Annotated in this window: 18 protein-coding genes; 1 reads left to right on the top strand and 17 read right to left on the bottom strand. The window is 64.6% G+C overall.

The window, feature by feature from the left end:
- Positions 1–6: 6 nt before the first annotated feature.
- From AC1DYJ_RS07355 to ykgO, 4 genes are all read right to left on the bottom strand, one after another.
- A complete protein-coding gene (locus AC1DYJ_RS07355) occupies positions 7–471 on the bottom strand; it encodes a hypothetical protein (RefSeq protein ID WP_477283845.1) in 465 nt (154 codons plus the stop codon).
- Between the two features lie 5 nt (positions 472–476).
- Positions 477–1,544, bottom strand: a complete 1,068-nt coding sequence (locus tag AC1DYJ_RS07360; protein WP_477283843.1) for an alpha/beta fold hydrolase — start codon at positions 1,542–1,544, stop codon at positions 477–479.
- A 210-nt stretch (positions 1,545–1,754) separates the two neighbouring features.
- Positions 1,755–2,354, bottom strand: a complete 600-nt coding sequence (locus tag AC1DYJ_RS07365) for a tetratricopeptide repeat protein (protein ID WP_477283841.1) — start codon at positions 2,352–2,354, stop codon at positions 1,755–1,757.
- Between the two features lie 113 nt (positions 2,355–2,467).
- Positions 2,468–2,593, bottom strand: a complete 126-nt coding sequence (ykgO, locus tag AC1DYJ_RS07370; RefSeq protein ID WP_006327841.1) for a type B 50S ribosomal protein L36 — start codon at positions 2,591–2,593, stop codon at positions 2,468–2,470.
- Positions 2,594–2,836: 243 nt separating this feature from the next.
- Between ykgO and AC1DYJ_RS07375 the strand changes: the two genes are divergently transcribed.
- Positions 2,837–3,265 carry a lysozyme inhibitor LprI family protein gene (locus AC1DYJ_RS07375; protein ID WP_477283839.1) on the top strand — a complete coding sequence of 143 codons (429 nt, stop codon included), beginning with the start codon at positions 2,837–2,839 and terminating at the stop codon, positions 3,263–3,265.
- Positions 3,266–3,313: 48 nt separating this feature from the next.
- Here AC1DYJ_RS07375 and AC1DYJ_RS07380 read toward each other — a convergent pair whose 3' ends face one another.
- The 13 genes from AC1DYJ_RS07380 to AC1DYJ_RS07440 all read right to left on the bottom strand — a co-directional run bounded on the left by AC1DYJ_RS07380 (position 3,314) and on the right by AC1DYJ_RS07440 (position 14,492).
- Complete coding sequence (locus tag AC1DYJ_RS07380) at positions 3,314–4,390, bottom strand: 5-(carboxyamino)imidazole ribonucleotide synthase (protein ID WP_477283837.1); 1,077 nt, start codon at positions 4,388–4,390, stop codon at positions 3,314–3,316.
- Positions 4,387–4,884, bottom strand: a complete 498-nt coding sequence (gene purE, locus AC1DYJ_RS07385) for a 5-(carboxyamino)imidazole ribonucleotide mutase (protein WP_181057916.1) — start codon at positions 4,882–4,884, stop codon at positions 4,387–4,389. Before purE ends, AC1DYJ_RS07380 begins: the two co-directional genes overlap by 4 nt.
- Before the next feature lie 100 nt (positions 4,885–4,984).
- Positions 4,985–5,878 carry a ribokinase gene (locus AC1DYJ_RS07390; protein ID WP_477283835.1) on the bottom strand — a complete coding sequence of 298 codons (894 nt, stop codon included), beginning with the start codon at positions 5,876–5,878 and terminating at the stop codon, positions 4,985–4,987.
- On the bottom strand, positions 5,875–6,750 hold the full coding sequence (locus AC1DYJ_RS07395; protein WP_477283833.1) for a MurR/RpiR family transcriptional regulator: 876 nt from the start codon (positions 6,748–6,750) through the stop codon (positions 5,875–5,877). The genes AC1DYJ_RS07390 and AC1DYJ_RS07395 overlap by 4 nt, the downstream gene beginning before the upstream one ends.
- Positions 6,747–7,736, bottom strand: coding sequence for a sugar phosphate isomerase/epimerase family protein (locus tag AC1DYJ_RS07400; protein ID WP_477283831.1), 990 nt, complete (start codon positions 7,734–7,736; stop codon positions 6,747–6,749). Before AC1DYJ_RS07400 ends, AC1DYJ_RS07395 begins: the two co-directional genes overlap by 4 nt.
- A 78-nt stretch (positions 7,737–7,814) precedes the next feature.
- A complete protein-coding gene (locus tag AC1DYJ_RS07405) occupies positions 7,815–8,705 on the bottom strand; it encodes an anti-sigma factor family protein (RefSeq protein WP_477283829.1) in 891 nt (296 codons plus the stop codon).
- Positions 8,702–9,241 (bottom strand): sigma-70 family RNA polymerase sigma factor, encoded by a 540-nt coding sequence (locus tag AC1DYJ_RS07410; RefSeq protein ID WP_477283827.1) that lies wholly within the window; start codon positions 9,239–9,241, stop codon positions 8,702–8,704. Before AC1DYJ_RS07410 ends, AC1DYJ_RS07405 begins: the two co-directional genes overlap by 4 nt.
- Positions 9,242–9,619: 378 nt before the next feature.
- Entirely contained in the window at positions 9,620–10,825 is a 1,206-nt protein-coding gene (locus AC1DYJ_RS07415; protein ID WP_477283825.1) for an aminotransferase class V-fold PLP-dependent enzyme, read from the bottom strand.
- A 20-nt stretch (positions 10,826–10,845) separates the two neighbouring features.
- Entirely contained in the window at positions 10,846–11,307 is a 462-nt protein-coding gene (locus AC1DYJ_RS07420; protein WP_477283823.1) for a RidA family protein, read from the bottom strand.
- Positions 11,308–11,397: 90 nt separating this feature from the next.
- Positions 11,398–12,192 (bottom strand): amino acid ABC transporter ATP-binding protein, encoded by a 795-nt coding sequence (locus AC1DYJ_RS07425; RefSeq protein WP_477283821.1) that lies wholly within the window; start codon positions 12,190–12,192, stop codon positions 11,398–11,400.
- A 4-nt stretch (positions 12,193–12,196) separates the two neighbouring features.
- Positions 12,197–12,847, bottom strand: coding sequence for an amino acid ABC transporter permease (locus tag AC1DYJ_RS07430; RefSeq protein ID WP_477283819.1), 651 nt, complete (start codon positions 12,845–12,847; stop codon positions 12,197–12,199).
- A 1-nt stretch (position 12,848) separates the two neighbouring features.
- On the bottom strand, positions 12,849–13,514 hold the full coding sequence (locus AC1DYJ_RS07435; protein WP_477283817.1) for an amino acid ABC transporter permease: 666 nt from the start codon (positions 13,512–13,514) through the stop codon (positions 12,849–12,851).
- A 108-nt stretch (positions 13,515–13,622) separates the two neighbouring features.
- The gene (locus tag AC1DYJ_RS07440; RefSeq protein WP_477283815.1) at positions 13,623–14,492 is read right to left on the bottom strand and encodes a transporter substrate-binding domain-containing protein; all 870 of its coding nucleotides are present in this window, start codon (positions 14,490–14,492) and stop codon (positions 13,623–13,625) included.
- Positions 14,493–14,596: the final 104 nt, after the last annotated feature.

Below are 14,596 nucleotides of genomic sequence, written 5' to 3' on the forward strand. Positions count from 1 at the left end.
GAGGCTTCAGCTCGTCACAGTCCGCAGCGCTCTTGCCGCGGCTTCGGCGTGATCGATGCGCCGAAGGAATAGGAGGGCCCGGGGAATGGGGTCGTGCAGATACTGGTCCGGACCCAGTATCGTTCGCCGGTTGAGTTCGACTGTGTCGAGCAGATCGAAATCGACCGTCTCCAGCGTGCAGTGCCATCCGGGACTGTGCGATGCCCAGCCTCTTTCGTGGTGCTCCAGCAACCGCCCACGGGCGGAATAGCCGTGGTAGTCGAAGGCGATCACGCCGTTCGTCACATAGATGTGGTTTCCGGAAAAGCCTTCGCCTGGAAGGATGCGCTCGCCGTAAAATCCCTCCAGCGGGGGATGCTCGAGAAAGACGCCAGCGAGAATGGCGCAGGCGCCGTGACCGAAGAAGATGCGGTCCGGCAATGCCCACCGCCTCTCCGGGTTTTTCTTGATGCCGTGCTTCAGGACATACATGGCGATCAGGTGGGCGCGAGTTCCGCGTCAGGCACCGTGATGTCGGGGCATTGTGCGTCGTAATAGGCATCGCCGGCGATCCGCGCCTCCACGGCTTTCGCCAGCACCTCGAGGTCGACGTCCTGGCCCGCGACCTTTTCGATGGCGCCGACGACGAGGTCTGGGGCGATCCAGTCCGGCTTGTGGCCGAGATTGTGGACCCAGATCAGTTCGGCGCCGGGAATGTCGCGGACCAGGCCGACCGAATGGATCGAGGCATAGACCACCTTGTCGCGATCGCCCGAAATGACGATCGTCGGCGCCGTGATGTCACGGTAGTGCGGCGCAGCCTTCAGCGCATAGTCGTAGAGGCCGGCGACATCGATCGCGTTGGCGCGGAAGGCGCGGGGACGTAGCACCAGCGGGATCGAGGCATTGCCGACGTAGCCGTCCGGCACCTTGTTGGGCGAAAACACGCAGGCAGTGGCGCTGCTCATCTGCAGCGTGCCGGCCGGATACGTCAGTGTCTCCGAGAACAGCCAGCCAATGATGGGGGTGGCGGTCAGCTTGTAGTACCAGGCGGTTGCGCCGCCCGGCCAGGGATGGCTGACCGGCGACAGGAACACCAGGCCGAGCGTCTTATCTGGGTGTTCGCGGCCGAATGCGGCGGTGATCACGCCGCCGAAGGAATGGCCGACGATGATCGCCTTGCGGATGCCGAGGCGGTCCATCAGCCTGGCGATGGTGTTCGCCTGCGCCGACGGGCTCTCATTGTTTCCGGGGCCGCGCTCCGACCAGCCGAAGCCGGGCCGGTCGAGGAAGACCATCTCGGCGCGGCCTTCGAGCAACGGCGTGATCGGCAGCATCTGATCCCTGAGGTTGGCGCTGGCGCCATGGATGAAGACGATCGCCGGCAGCTCGGCTTTTTGCGGCGCCGGCACGTGGACATAGTGGATGCGGGCGCCGTCAATGTCGGCAAATTCGCCGGCCGGCGGGTTGCGCCACTCGATCAGCCACGCCCCGGCGCGGGTGACACCGGCAAGGGCAAAGACGAGCGCGAGGAGGAAGGCGCAGGCGGCGTAAATGAGGTTCATGCGCGGAGATACGGGGGTGGAGGGGGAATAGTTCTAGGCAGTAGGGCAGGAGGGCAGCAGGGCAGCAGGGCAGCAGGGCAGCAGGGCAGCAGGGCAGCAGGGCAGCAGGGCAGTAGGGCAGTAGGGCAGTAGGGCAGTAGGGCAGTAGGGCAGTAGGGGTGAGCCATTCCCGGCCCTTCACATACTGCCCTACTGCCTTATTCCCCTGACTCAAATTCCTTCGCCGGCAAGCTCTTCCGACAGTGCCGAGACCTGGTCCTGGGCGCTGCGCATCATCGGATAGATGGCGAGCACCTTCTGCCAGGCTTCGAGCGCCGATTGCTTGTGGCCGGTGGCGGCCATGATCTGGGCCAGGCCGGAAAGCGCGCCGAAATGGCGTGGTTCGAGCTGCAGCGTCTGGTCGATGTCGGACATCGACTTCCCGAAATTCTTCATCATGTAATGGACGGTGGCGCGCCGGTTCCAGCCTTCGGCGTATTTCGGCTGCAGGATGACGACCTGATCGAGGAAGTCGAGGGCGACGTCGAACTTCTGGTCGTCCATCGCCTTTTGTGACCATTGCATCATCAGGTCGATCGAGGCGCTGCCGGACTGGAACCATTCGCCCCAGATGCGCCCGGCAATGCGCTGGGCCGCCTTTTCGTTGCGCTCGCGCTTCAAGTCGGCAAACAGCTGGTCGAGCCGGGCTTCCCTGGTCACGGCAACCGGCGGCGTCGTGGCGGCCGGCGGCGGTGCCGGCGGATCGTCGGCACGCGCGGCAATGGTGCCGAACAGCAAAAAGGCCGAGAAAAATGAAAAAAGAATCCGCATCGCCGGAATCTAACCCCGGACGGCGGATCGTCAAACTGAAATTAGCGTGAAAGTGCCTGATATCAGGCAAATAACATCACAGGGACGGAGGCAACGAGCCTCCGGCCGAAAACTCAGCCCTGGCGCGCCTTGTAGCGCGGAGCGGTCTTGTTGATGATGTAGACGCGGCCCTTGCGGCGAACCAGCTGGTTGTCGCGGTGACGCGCCTTCAGCGCCTTGAGCGAATTCTTGATCTTCATGGTCTTGCCCGTCGGTCTGGGCCCGGTTCGGGCCGAACTATTTAAGGCGCGCCAGAAGACGCGCCTTTGAACTTGCGGTGGCTCATAAACGAGGAGCCGCATCCGTGTCAACCGCAGGCGTGCTGCATAGAGGCCAAGAACGGCTTTGGCCATCAAATATCCGCCATCTCGGCTCGACGCCATTGCGCCGCCGAAGGCGGGCTGGAATGGTGCGGCGCCTGCACGCTGATTTGGAGAGGGTCCATGCGCCTGTTGTTTGCGTCCGCCTGCCTTGCCGTTCTGGCAGCGGCCTCCACGGCGCAGGCGCAGGAATGCGACCGCAACGACGACAGCCAGCAGATGATGAATATCTGTGCCGGCGAGGACTTTCAGGCGGCCGATGCCAAGCTCAACCAGGCCTACAAGGATCTCGTCGGCCGCAATGACGACAACAACAGGAAGCTGCTGCAGGTCGCGCAACGCGCCTGGATCGTCTTTCGCGACGCCGAATGCGCATATACGACCGCGGACAGCGAGGGCGGCTCCATCCATCCGATGGAGGTCTCGCAATGCCTGACCGAACTGACGGACCTGCGCACCAAGCAGCTGATCTCGGGCGCTAACTGCCAGGAAGGTGATGCTAGTTGCGCCAACCCTGACGAGGGTGGGGATCTGAACGACGAGCTGCAATAGGGGTCCACACCCCTCAGGCAAAGCGTCGCGCGATTTCCTGGAATTGCTTTACGCGCGGCGGCTGATGCGCGTGAAATGGCCCATCTTGCGGCCGGGGCGGGCTTCCGCCTTGCCGTAGAGATGCAGCATCAGATCGGGCTCGGCGAGCAGAGCAGGCACGCGCAGGACGTCGTCGCCGATCAAATTTTCCATGACGCAGTTGGAATGCCGGCCAGGATTGCCCAACGGCAGGCCGGCAATGGCGCGGATATGCTGCTCGAACTGCGAGACGATGCAGGCGGCTTCCGTCCAGTGGCCGGAATTGTGCACGCGCGGCGCCATCTCGTTGGCCAGCAGCGTGCCGTCGGCAAGGGCGAAGAACTCGACACCGATGACGCCGACATAGTCGAGGGCCGACAGGATTTTTGCCGCCGCCGCTTGTGCCGCCGCCGCCGTTTCCAGCCCGATTTGGGCCGGCAGGGTCGAGGTGTGCAGGATGCCGTCGCGGTGGACATTTTCGGCCGGATCGTAAGCGGCGACAGCGCCGTCCAGCCCGCGCGCGGCGATCACCGAAATCTCGCGCTCGAAAGCGACGAAGGATTCCAGGATCAGCGGCACATTGCCCATGGCCTCGCAGGTACCGGCAAAGCCGCCGGTCTCCATGTTGCGGAAGACACGCTGGCCTTTGCCGTCATAGCCCATGCGCCGCGTTTTCAAGATGCCGCTGCCGCTGAATTCCCGCAGCGCCGCCGTCAGTTCGTCGTCATTGTCGACGGCACGGAAATCCGCGGTTTTGATGCCGATGCCGTTGAGGAATTGCTTTTCCGTGACCCGGTCCTGCGACACTTCCAGCGCCCGCGGCGGCGGATAGACCGGCACCTTGGCGGCAAGCGCGCTGGCGGCGGCCACCGGCACATTCTCGAATTCGTAGGTGACGACGGCGCTGACGGCTGCCAGTTCGGCAAGGGCGGCGGCATCGTCATAGGCGGCGGTGATCTGCCGGTTGGCGACCTGCGCGGCCGGGCAATCGGCCTGCGGCTCGAGGATCACGGTGCCGTAGTCAAGGCGTGCTGCAGCCATGGCCAGCATGCGGCCGAGCTGGCCACCGCCGATGACGCCGATGGTCGATCCCGCCGGCAGGCTCACGGCGCGTCCGTCGGCTCTGCGGCGACCTTGGCGGTCTGGGCGGCGCGCCAGGCATCGAGCCGGGCGGCGAGCCGCTCGTCGTTGAGTGCCAGCACGGCGGCCGCCAGAAGGGCGGCGTTGGCCGCACCCGCCTTGCCGATCGCCAGCGTGCCGACCGGAATGCCGGCCGGCATCTGGACGATGGAAAGCAGCGAATCCTGGCCCGACAGCGCCTTGGATTCGACCGGTACGCCGAACACCGGCAACGGGGTCATCGCCGCGGTCATGCCGGGCAAATGCGCGGCGCCGCCGGCGCCGGCGATGATCACCTTGTAGCCGGCCGCCTTGGCGCCCTTGGCGAAATCATAGAGCCGGTCGGGGGTGCGGTGGGCGGAGACGATCAGCCGCTTGTGCGGAATGCCAAGCGCTTCCAGTGTTTCGGCGGCGTGGCGCATCGTCGCCCAGTCGGACTGGCTGCCCATGATGATGGCGACGTCGGCGCGGTGATCGGTCAAGCGCATGCTCCCGGCGGCAAAGGCGCCCCTTAGCGGAATTCGGCATCGACGGCAAGGATGCGTGGCGCCTGGTGTCTTTTGGGGATGTCAAAACCGGCCGTTAGCTACCGGCACGTTCGGCCCGCGGCGCCGAGACCAGCACGGCCGAAGCGGCGTTGGCGGCGGCCAGGGCCGCCCGCATGGCCTGTCCCCTGGCAAGGGCTGCGGCCAGCGCACCGACGAATTCGTCGCCCGCGCCATGCGTGCTGACAACCTTGACCGGAATGGCAGGGAGCGCGAAGGCTTCGCCGCTCCGCTCACAACAGGCGACACCTTCGCCGCCCGCCGTGACAATTGCCGTGGGGCAGAGATCGACAAGGCGTCGCGCTGCCTGCGCCGCACCGTCGAGCGTTTCGACCACCGCCATGCCGGCCAGGAATTCGGCCTCGATGGCGTTGACGATGAGGATGTCGACCAGCGCGATCAGATCATCGGAGAGTTTGCGGGCCGGAGCCGCGTTGAGCACGACCCGGCCGCCCCTCGTTTTCACCGCGCGCGCGGCGGCGATGTTGGCGGCCTCGGGCACTTCGTTCTGCAGCAGCAGCACCGCCGTTTGGGCCACCATTTCGGAAGCCGAGGCAATGTCGGCCTCGCCCAAAGTGAGGTTGCTGCCCGAGACGATCACTGCGCCGTAGTCGCCTTCTGCGTCGAAGATCGCGACGCTCATGCCGGAGCCTGTATTCCGCGCCACCCACACACAGCTGTGGTCGACGCCGGCGCGTGTGAGATTGGCCAGCAGAGCCGTGCCGAAATCATCGTCGCCGACGGCTCCGATCATCGCCGCACGCACGCCGGCGCGCGCCGCCGAGACCGCCTGGTTGCCGCCCTTGCCGCCACATTTCGGGTGCCAGGCGTGGCCGGTTACCGTCTCGCCCTTGCGTGGTCGGTCAGGCGCATCGACCATGATGTCGTAATGCAGGCTGCCAAACACGGTGACCAGGGGCGGATTGCTCATGAGCCGCGGTCTTTTCGTTTTGATTTCACCGCCGACATGGTGCGGCCAAGATTGCGCTCCGCCGCCTGGTAATCGCGCTGCGCCACCGCCACGAACAGCGCGTCGAGAATATTCAGCTGTGCAATGCGTGCCGCCGCATTCTCTCCCATCAATGGCGAGCCCTGCGCAGTCGAACACAGCACGATGTCGGCCAGCCCAGCGAGTGGAGACCTGTCGTAGTTGGTGATGGCCAGCGTGCGTGCGCCGTTGCTGCGGGCCAACTGGATGGCGTCGATCACAGCCGACGTGTTGCCGGAATGCGAGAAACCGACGGCGATATCATCAGCGCCGAGCAGCGATGCCGACATCAGCATCATGTGCGAATCGTCATACACGGACGCGCGGATGCCGATGCGCAGGAATTTGTGCGAGACGTCGCGCGCGATCTGCGCCGAACCGCCGACCCCATAGAAGTCACGATTCCTTGCCCTGTAGAGCAAATCGGCAGCGCGATCGAACTCTGCGATATCAAGGATCGCCAGCGTCTCCTCCAGAGCCTGGATCGAGGTGCGGAACACTTTTTGCACGATTTCCGCAGGGCCGTCGTCGAACGACAGCTCCCGGTGCATCTCCGCCGTCGGCAGGCGGCTGTATTCATAGACGGCGGTGCGGAACTCGCGATAACCGGAGAAGCCCAGCTTTTTGGCGATCTTGACCACCATCGCTTCGGACACGCCCGACTCCCCGGCGATCTCCTTCAGGGGAATGCTCTCGTCGAAGCGGCGTCGGCCGAAGACGGTCTCCACCACCTTCGCTTCGAGCGGAGTGAGGTTCGGCATCATCATGCGAATGCGCGGACCTACCGCTTTCAGGTCCAGCCCGCTCAGGCTCATGTGTTCGCTCCGAGCATGATTTCCTGGACGATGGCCTGCGATGTCACCGCGTCCTGGCTGCCGATCGCGGCGGACAGACGGTTGTCGCGGTCGAGCCGGTCGACGATGTGCAGCATGCGTTTGACGGTGGCGATGTTGACTTCGCATTCGTGGACCGGATCGAGCCCCGTCATGTCGGGGAACGTGTCGAAATAGATTGCGCCGACGTAGCCGTCCCGGCGGATCTGCCGCAGCAGTTCGATGGTCTGCAGCGTATGCACGGCGCCAACCATCAGCCCATCGTCGCGCTTGGCGTAGCCGTCGTTGAGATGCACGCCGAGCAGCTTGCTGTGACGCGCCACCAGAGCGGCGGCAAAGGCCGGTTGCTCGTCGGCATAGAGCACATGGGCAAAGTCGAGCGTAACGCCGAGATTGGGAAGGCCGACATCGCGGATCGCCAGCAGTGTCGTCGCCGCATCCGGCATCAGGCTGTAGGAGCGGGGTTCATTGGGTTTGTATTCCAGGCTGATCTGGCAATCCGGATCATGCGCCGCGACTTCACGAATTCCTTCAATCTCGTGTTCCCACATCACCGCGTAGTCCGCCTGGAAGGCATAGTCGAAACCATCCTGGCCAAGCCACAGAGTCATCAGGCTGGCGCCGGCCTCGCGCGCAGCATCGATGCCGGCCTTGGTCATGTCGATGGCCTCGCGGCGCACCGTCGGATCCGGATTGGTAAAGGCGCCGAGCTTGAAAGCCGGATTGGAATAGTAGCGCATGGCAAAACCATTGATGCCAAGGCCGAGATCGCCAAGTCTGCGGGCAATTTCGGCAGGCTTTTCGCCGACATGGTCGGGAAAATTCAGATCGACGTCGGTCAGCCCGGCAACCTTCGCGGCGCGCGCGGCCATCTGCATCAGGGACGGCTTTCCGGTGAGGCCGGGCCACTCCGCCTGTGGGCGCGAAGCAAAGGAATTCAGGCGCGTGGCGAAACGACTGGCTGTCATGGTCGACCCTTGTGGCGACCGTTACTTCACACAAATGAAGAGTTTTGTAAAGTTCTGACTTGAACGGCAGGACTGGCGCTACACCGCTGCCTTGCGGAAGCGGGCGACGAAATCGTCGAGCTCTGGGCGCTCCATGTCGGAGATCGCCCAGTAGGAGAAGGCGCCGTCGCTCCAGTGCACCATGGAGAAGCCGCCCGAGGAAACGTCCTTCGGCTCGGTGACACGGCCGCCTTGCTGCGGTTCGGCGACGAGCGTGATCAGGTGCTCGCGGTGGCGGTAGACCAGCGCCGGCACCGGACGGCCCGAAACCACCTCGACCCGGCCGCCGATCAGCGCGAAGCCGTCCGTGGCAAGATCGGGCGCCGGCGGCGAGACGCCGATACGGGCATCGAGCCATGGCTTCACCGTGTGGCGGTCGGAGGAGACGATGTCGATCGGGCTGGCGGCAAGCAGGCTGCGGCGATGGTCGCCTGCGATCTCGGCTGCGATACTGTCGGAGGCGCTGTTGAACATCACCCATTGCGTGGCGCCGCTGGCCAGCACTGCGGTCATGACGATCGACGCCGCCATGGCGCGCCAGTCGAACGAGCCGAAGCGACGCGCCGCCGGCCGCGCCCGGGACAGCCGCGTATCGGTCGCTCGCCGTGGCTGGGCTGCAGCGGCGGTCAATCCGGGCAGCGCCGGCGCTGCGCTCCGCTCCTCGTCTTGCGTCTTCTGTTCTGACGATGCCGCACCGATCGCCGCAATGCGGGCCCGAAAGGCATCGCTGACATCGGGGCGAGGCAAGCGGCTGACCGCGCCTTGCACGGCAAGGATGCGGGCGTGTTCGGCGGCAAGCGTCGGATCAGCGGCGATGCGGCGTTCCACCGCGAGTGCGGCAGCCGCATCGAGTTCACCATCAACCAGAGCGTGGATCATCAGCCTGATGCCTTCGGGATCGTTGGGCAGTCCGTCATCATGGGCGGTCATGGCGCTCTCCCCAGTTCGGACGCAAGCAGGCCGCGGGCCCGCGCCAGCCGTGACATCACCGTGCCGATCGGCACGCTGAGCATCACCGATATGTCGCGGTAGCTGAGCCCGTTAATGTCGCGCAGCACCAGCGTTTCGCGGAACGGCTGCGGCAGCGCCGCGATCGCGGCTTCCAGCGCCGCCGTGTCGGCCTTGGCGATCAGGCTCGCCTCCGGGCCGTTCTCGTCCGGCACGCTCGTACCGCGTGCCGCCGCCATCTCGTCGAGATCGCCGAGGTCACCGACGGCCATCATGACGCGCGGCCGGTTGCGCGACATCCAGGTGTAGGCGGTGTTGCGCACGATGGTCAGCAGCCACGCGCGTGGGTTACCGCCGGCGTAGCCCGCCATCCCGGCATGCGCCTTGATGCAGGCATCCTGCACGACATCCTCGGCATCGGCGGCATTGCCGGTCAGCCAGCGCGCAAGCGCAAGCGCGTCGCCGAGATGCGGCAGCACCACCTCGTTGAAGCGTTCGGCCAAGGCCCTCTCGCTCAAAGCAGCACCATGATCCGATACTCCGGGGCGGACGGCGCTGTCAGGCAGCGACGGCGATCTCGCCCTGCGGGCGAACCCCGCGGGAACAGGCAAGGCCGCCTGCTGCGGCGAAAGAGAAGTCATCTGCGTCACCAGTGTCAAGCGCCAGGCAGGAGACGCTGATGACGATCATACGGTCCAGCACGCGACCAAGGCTGATGCTGTGGTCAGGGTCTCTGTGTTCGCAACGATCGGACAATCCGGTCTCCTCAACGCCAGCAGAGGCGTATGCCGAGAAGACCCGTCATCGCGGCGGTTTATTCCCACAGCGGACAAATCCGACTGTTCACAGTCGCGTGATCAGCCGGTTGCATCAGCTTTGTCTGGCCCGCTTGATGCTCAATCCGGCCAGCGCAAGGCGCCGGACGAATCCTTTCGCGGCTGCCTCATCGCATCCGCCGGCCGCTCGGCCGCAGTCAGCACGGCGCGCAGGCGCTCGGCGACGATCTCGGCCTCGCCGGGGTGCAGGTTGCACGGGTCGAGGAAGAAATGGCCGCGCTCGACCTCGTGGTTGCGCACGATGATCGGCGGCGAACCGGCGGCCAGTGCCGAGGCGAGGCCGGCGGCGGTGAAGCGGCTTTCGGGCGAGACGAAGATCTGCAGCCGATCGAGCGGATTGGCGGTCGGGTCGGGAATGATGTGGGCGGCGATGCCCGGTATCCCCTGCAGCGCGCCCTTCCACAGAGTGAGCGCCGCTTCCTCGCGCCGCCGGATGCCGGCATGGTCGCGCTTTTCCCAGGCTTCCAGCGCCGCCATGGTGCCGGCGATGCTTTCCTTGCCGACCTTCATGGCGCGGGCGACGCCGCGGTTTTGCAGATAAGCGGCGCGGACAAGATCCTTGCGGCCGGTGACGATGCCGCTGGTCGGCCCCGAGAGGAATTTGTGGCCGCTGTAGACGACGATGTCGGCGCCGCGTGCCAGAAAACTGCGCAGATCATATTCGGAAGCCGCGTCGACGATCACCGGCACGCCCCTGGCGTGGCAGATCTCGCAGAATTCCTCGAGGGACAGCATGCCGTACTGCACGGTGTGGTGCGCGACGACGTAGAGCGCTGCGGCCGTGCGCTCGTTGATCGCCTCGCGCACATGATAGTCCTGGGTGACGCTGACGGTGCCCGCCGGGATGACCTTGGCGCCGGCGACGCGGATCGACTGGTCGATCGGCGCGCCGTAATTGACGATGTGGCCAAGCTGGATGACGACTTCGGACTTCAGTCCCTCGGTGTCGTCGGGCAGCCGTTCGATCGCCAGCAAATTGGTGCCGGTCATCGCCCCGGCGATCGCCATGGTGATGCCCGAGGCGCAGCAGGCGGTGATGAAGCCGGCTTCGCCGCCGGTCAGGCGCGCAGTGATCACGCTTGCGGCGCGCTGCAGATCGTCCATCTCCACCCATTGCGAGGCGATCTCGGCCATGGCGCTGATCGCCTCGGGAACAATGATCGAGGCGCCGAGCGTCGTCATCGTGCCGGAGACGTTGATGATCGGCCGCAGTCCCAGCCGTTCGCGGATCGTGGTGTTGGAGCCGGTGTCGGAATAGGTTTTCATGTTCAGCAATCCCTTGACTGTCAGACAGCGATCTCGACGACCGCTTCGATTTCGACGGTGATGTTTCCAGGCAGCGAGCCGACGCCGATCGCCGAGCGCGCATGGCCGCCTATTCTGTCGAAGACGTTGGCAAACAGGTCCGAGCAGCCGTTGACCACTTTCGGGTGGTCGCTGAAGGTCGGCGTCGCGTTGACGAAACCGAGCAATTTGACGACGCGCACGATGCGGCCGAGATCGCCGGCGGCGGCATGCATGACGGCCAGCAGATTGAGGCCGGTGAGGCGGGCATGCTCATAGGCCTGCTCGACGGTGACGTCGTCGCCGACCTTGCCGGTGCACAGCGTGCCGTCGGCGCGCAGCGGCCCCTGGCCCGAAAGAAAGATCAACCGGCCGCTTTCGGCATGGGTGACGAAATTGGCGATCGGTGTCGGCGGCTCGGGCAGCGTCAGGCCGAGTTCGGCGAGCCGGATGTAAGGCGTCATGAAAGAATTCTCCTTGGGGCGGCTTGTTTTGCGCAATTCCGGACGGAAAACCGCTTACACTTTTCCTGGAATTGCTTTGGGCCGCCCATGTCAGAAATGCGAGGCGCGGAAGCGCGCCAGGAAAGAGCGCAGGCGCTCGTTGGTGGTCTCTTGGGCGAGGATCTCCTTCGGCGGACCGACAGCGCTGACACTGCCATCGGCCATGAAGACGATGCGGCTCGAAGCGTCGCGGGCAAAGGCCATCTCGTGGGTGACCATCACCATGGTCATGCCGTCTTCGGCCAGGCTGCGCACAACAGCCAGCACCTCGCCGACCAGTTCGGGATCGAGTGCCGAGGTGATCTCGTCGAGCAGCAGGATTTTTGGCTCCATGGCGACGGCACGCGCTATGCCGACGCGTTGCTGCTGGCCGCCAGAGAGTTCCGCCGGCAGGCTGTCGGCCTTGTGGGCGAGACCGACGCGGCCCAGCCAATGCTCGGCGATCTGGCGCGCCTCGGCCTTGCTCTTGCCGCGCACCTTGGTGAGGCCGAGCATGATGTTGCCGGCGGCGGTGAGGTGCGGAAACAGGTTGAAGCTCTGGAACACCATGCCGGTCTCGGCGCGCATGGCGGCCAGGTCGCGCTCGCTGCGCCGCTGGCGCGCGCCTGCCTCGCGAAAACCGACCTCCTTGCCGTCGATGCGGATCGAGCCGCTATCATAGCTTTCGAGGAAGTTGACGCAGCGCAAAAGGGTCGTCTTGCCGCTGCCCGAAGGGCCGATGACGGTGACCACCTCGCCCTTCTCGACCTTGAGGCTGACAGAGCGCAGCACCTCGACCGAACCGAAGGCTTTCGAAACCCCGGCAATGTCGAGAAGCGCTGTTGTGTCGTTCGAGCTTGTGGCCATCGTGCTAGTCCCGGATGAAGGCGAAGCGCCGTTCCAGCCGCCGGCTGGCGTAGGAAAGCGCATAATTGACGGCGAAATAGATGAGCGCGCCGAGGATATAGAGCGGCATCGCCTCATAGGTGCGGCCGATCACCTGGTTGATCGCCTGCATCAGGTCGGTGATGCCGAGCAGCGAGACCAGCGCGCTGCCCTTGACCGCATCGGTCACGCCGTTGATCCAGGGCGGCAGGAAGCGGCGGAAGGCCTGCGGGAAGATGACGGAGGTGAGCCGTTGGCGAAAGGTGAGGCCGATCGCCATCGCCGCCTCGGACTGGCCTTTGGGAATGGAGCCGACGGCGCCGCGCACATACTCGACGACCTGCGCCGTCTTGAACAAGGTCAGCGCCAGCACGGCGGCCCAGAAGGACTGCAGGTGCAGCCCGGCGGCGGGCAGGCCGTAATAGACGAAGAACATCAGCACCAGGATCGGGATGCCACGGATGGTGTCCGAGAAAATGCGCACCGCCCAGCGCAGTGGCGCCGGGCCATAGACCAGGCCGACACCGAGCGCGACGCCGGCAATCAGCGACAGCACCACGACCAGCAGCGACACCCACAGAGTGATGGCGAAGCCTTGGGCAAGGAACGGTACGGCGTAGAGGATCTGGCTCAGCATGTCAGCGCGCCGCCCTGAACCGGCGCTCGGCCAGCCGCAGCCCGAAGAGCAAGGCGTAGCCGGTCAGCAGATACATCGCCGTCGTCACCAGATAGACCTCGACGATGCGGAACGTGTTGAAGTTGATCCACTGGGCGCCATAGGTCAGCTCGGGCACGGAGATGACCGAGGCGATAGACGTGTCCTTGAACAGCGAGATGAAGGTGTTGGACAGCGCCGGCAGGGTGATGCGCAGCATCGTTGGCAGGCGCACATGAACCAGCCGCTGCCAGGGCGTCAGGCCGATCGCCTTGCCGGCATCGAGCTGGCCACGTGGCACGGCTTCCAGGCCGGAGCGGAACACTTCGACCAGATAGGCGCCACTATAGACCGACAGCGTCAGCACGAACGAGGTCGGTGCGTCGTAGGCGAGATCAACCACGGTCGGCACGCCGTAGAAGACGAGATAGACCAGCAAGATCAACGGCACGTTGCGGATGAATTCGACATAAGCCGCGATGATGGCGCGCACCACGCGTCCGGCCGAGACATACCAGACCGCCAGCACCAGGCCGATGACGATGCCGATGGCAATCGAAATCACGGCAAGCTCGAGGCTGAGCAGCAGGCCGCCCCAGAGCTTGTCGAAATGGCGCCAGATCAGATTGAAGTTGAGGGCATAGCCCATGCGTTCGCCTCAATAGCCAGGTGAGACGAATCTGAAATTCGTCCCGCTCCGGAGCCGTGTCGAGGAAAAAGAGGCGGAAGGACGCTGGCGCATCCTTCCGCCGGCTTGTCAGATGACCGGAAAACCGGGATGCCGCGCCGGCGGCTCCAACCCGAAATAGTCCTTGAATGCCGCGTCGTAGAGCGCCGTTTCATGACCGAACATCGCCGTCGCGAAGGTTGTGTTGACGAAGGTCAGCCAGTCGAGATCGCCTTGCCGGAGCGCCGCGCCGTAAAGCATCGAGAACCAGCTCTTGCCGGCATCGAAGTATTTGTCGGGATTGCGCGAGGCGAGCCAGCGGACCGTCGAGAGATCGACGGCGGCGGCGTCGACGCGCTTCGATTCCAGCGCCTGCAGCACGTTGGCCTGGGTGTCGATCTGCATCACCTGTGACTGCGGCAGGACGAGGTGCACATTTTGCTCGGCATCGACATTCTGCAGGATGGATATCCGGGTTGCCGAACCGCCGGCGAGCAGCTTGTCGAATGTCTTGTTCTCGGCTGTCGGAAGCGTCAGCAACGCGACGCCTTCTACGTAGTATGGCCTGGAGAAGTTGATCAGCTGAGAGCGCTGCGCTGTCATGGTCATGAACTGGATGGTGATGTCGACCTTGTTGGTGGTGACATTGGGAATGCGCTGCGCCGGATCCTGCATGACGAACTCGACCTTGGTCGGGTCGTCGAACAGGCCCTTGGCCAGGATGTGGCCCATGGTGATGTCCATGCCGACCAGTTCGCCGGCATCGTTTTCGAAATGCCAGGGCGCGTTGGTGCTGCCGGTGCCGACGATCAGCTTGCCGCGGTCCAGCGCGGTGCGAAGCACGCTGTCGGATGCGGCTTGTGCTGCGGCCTTTTCGGCGCTGACCGCGGTCATAACGCCGGCCGTTGCCAGTCCGGCCATGCCCAGTTTCAGAAAATCTCGCTTGGATGTGTCGTTCACTGCGACCTCCTGTTTGTCTGAGTTCCCCTTACAGGCACATGTGTCGCATGCGATTTGTCTCTTACAAAAGACACATGTATCCTATACAAGACAGATACTAACAT

The sequence above is a fragment of the Mesorhizobium sp. P2_B11 genome, from assembly GCF_056404855.1.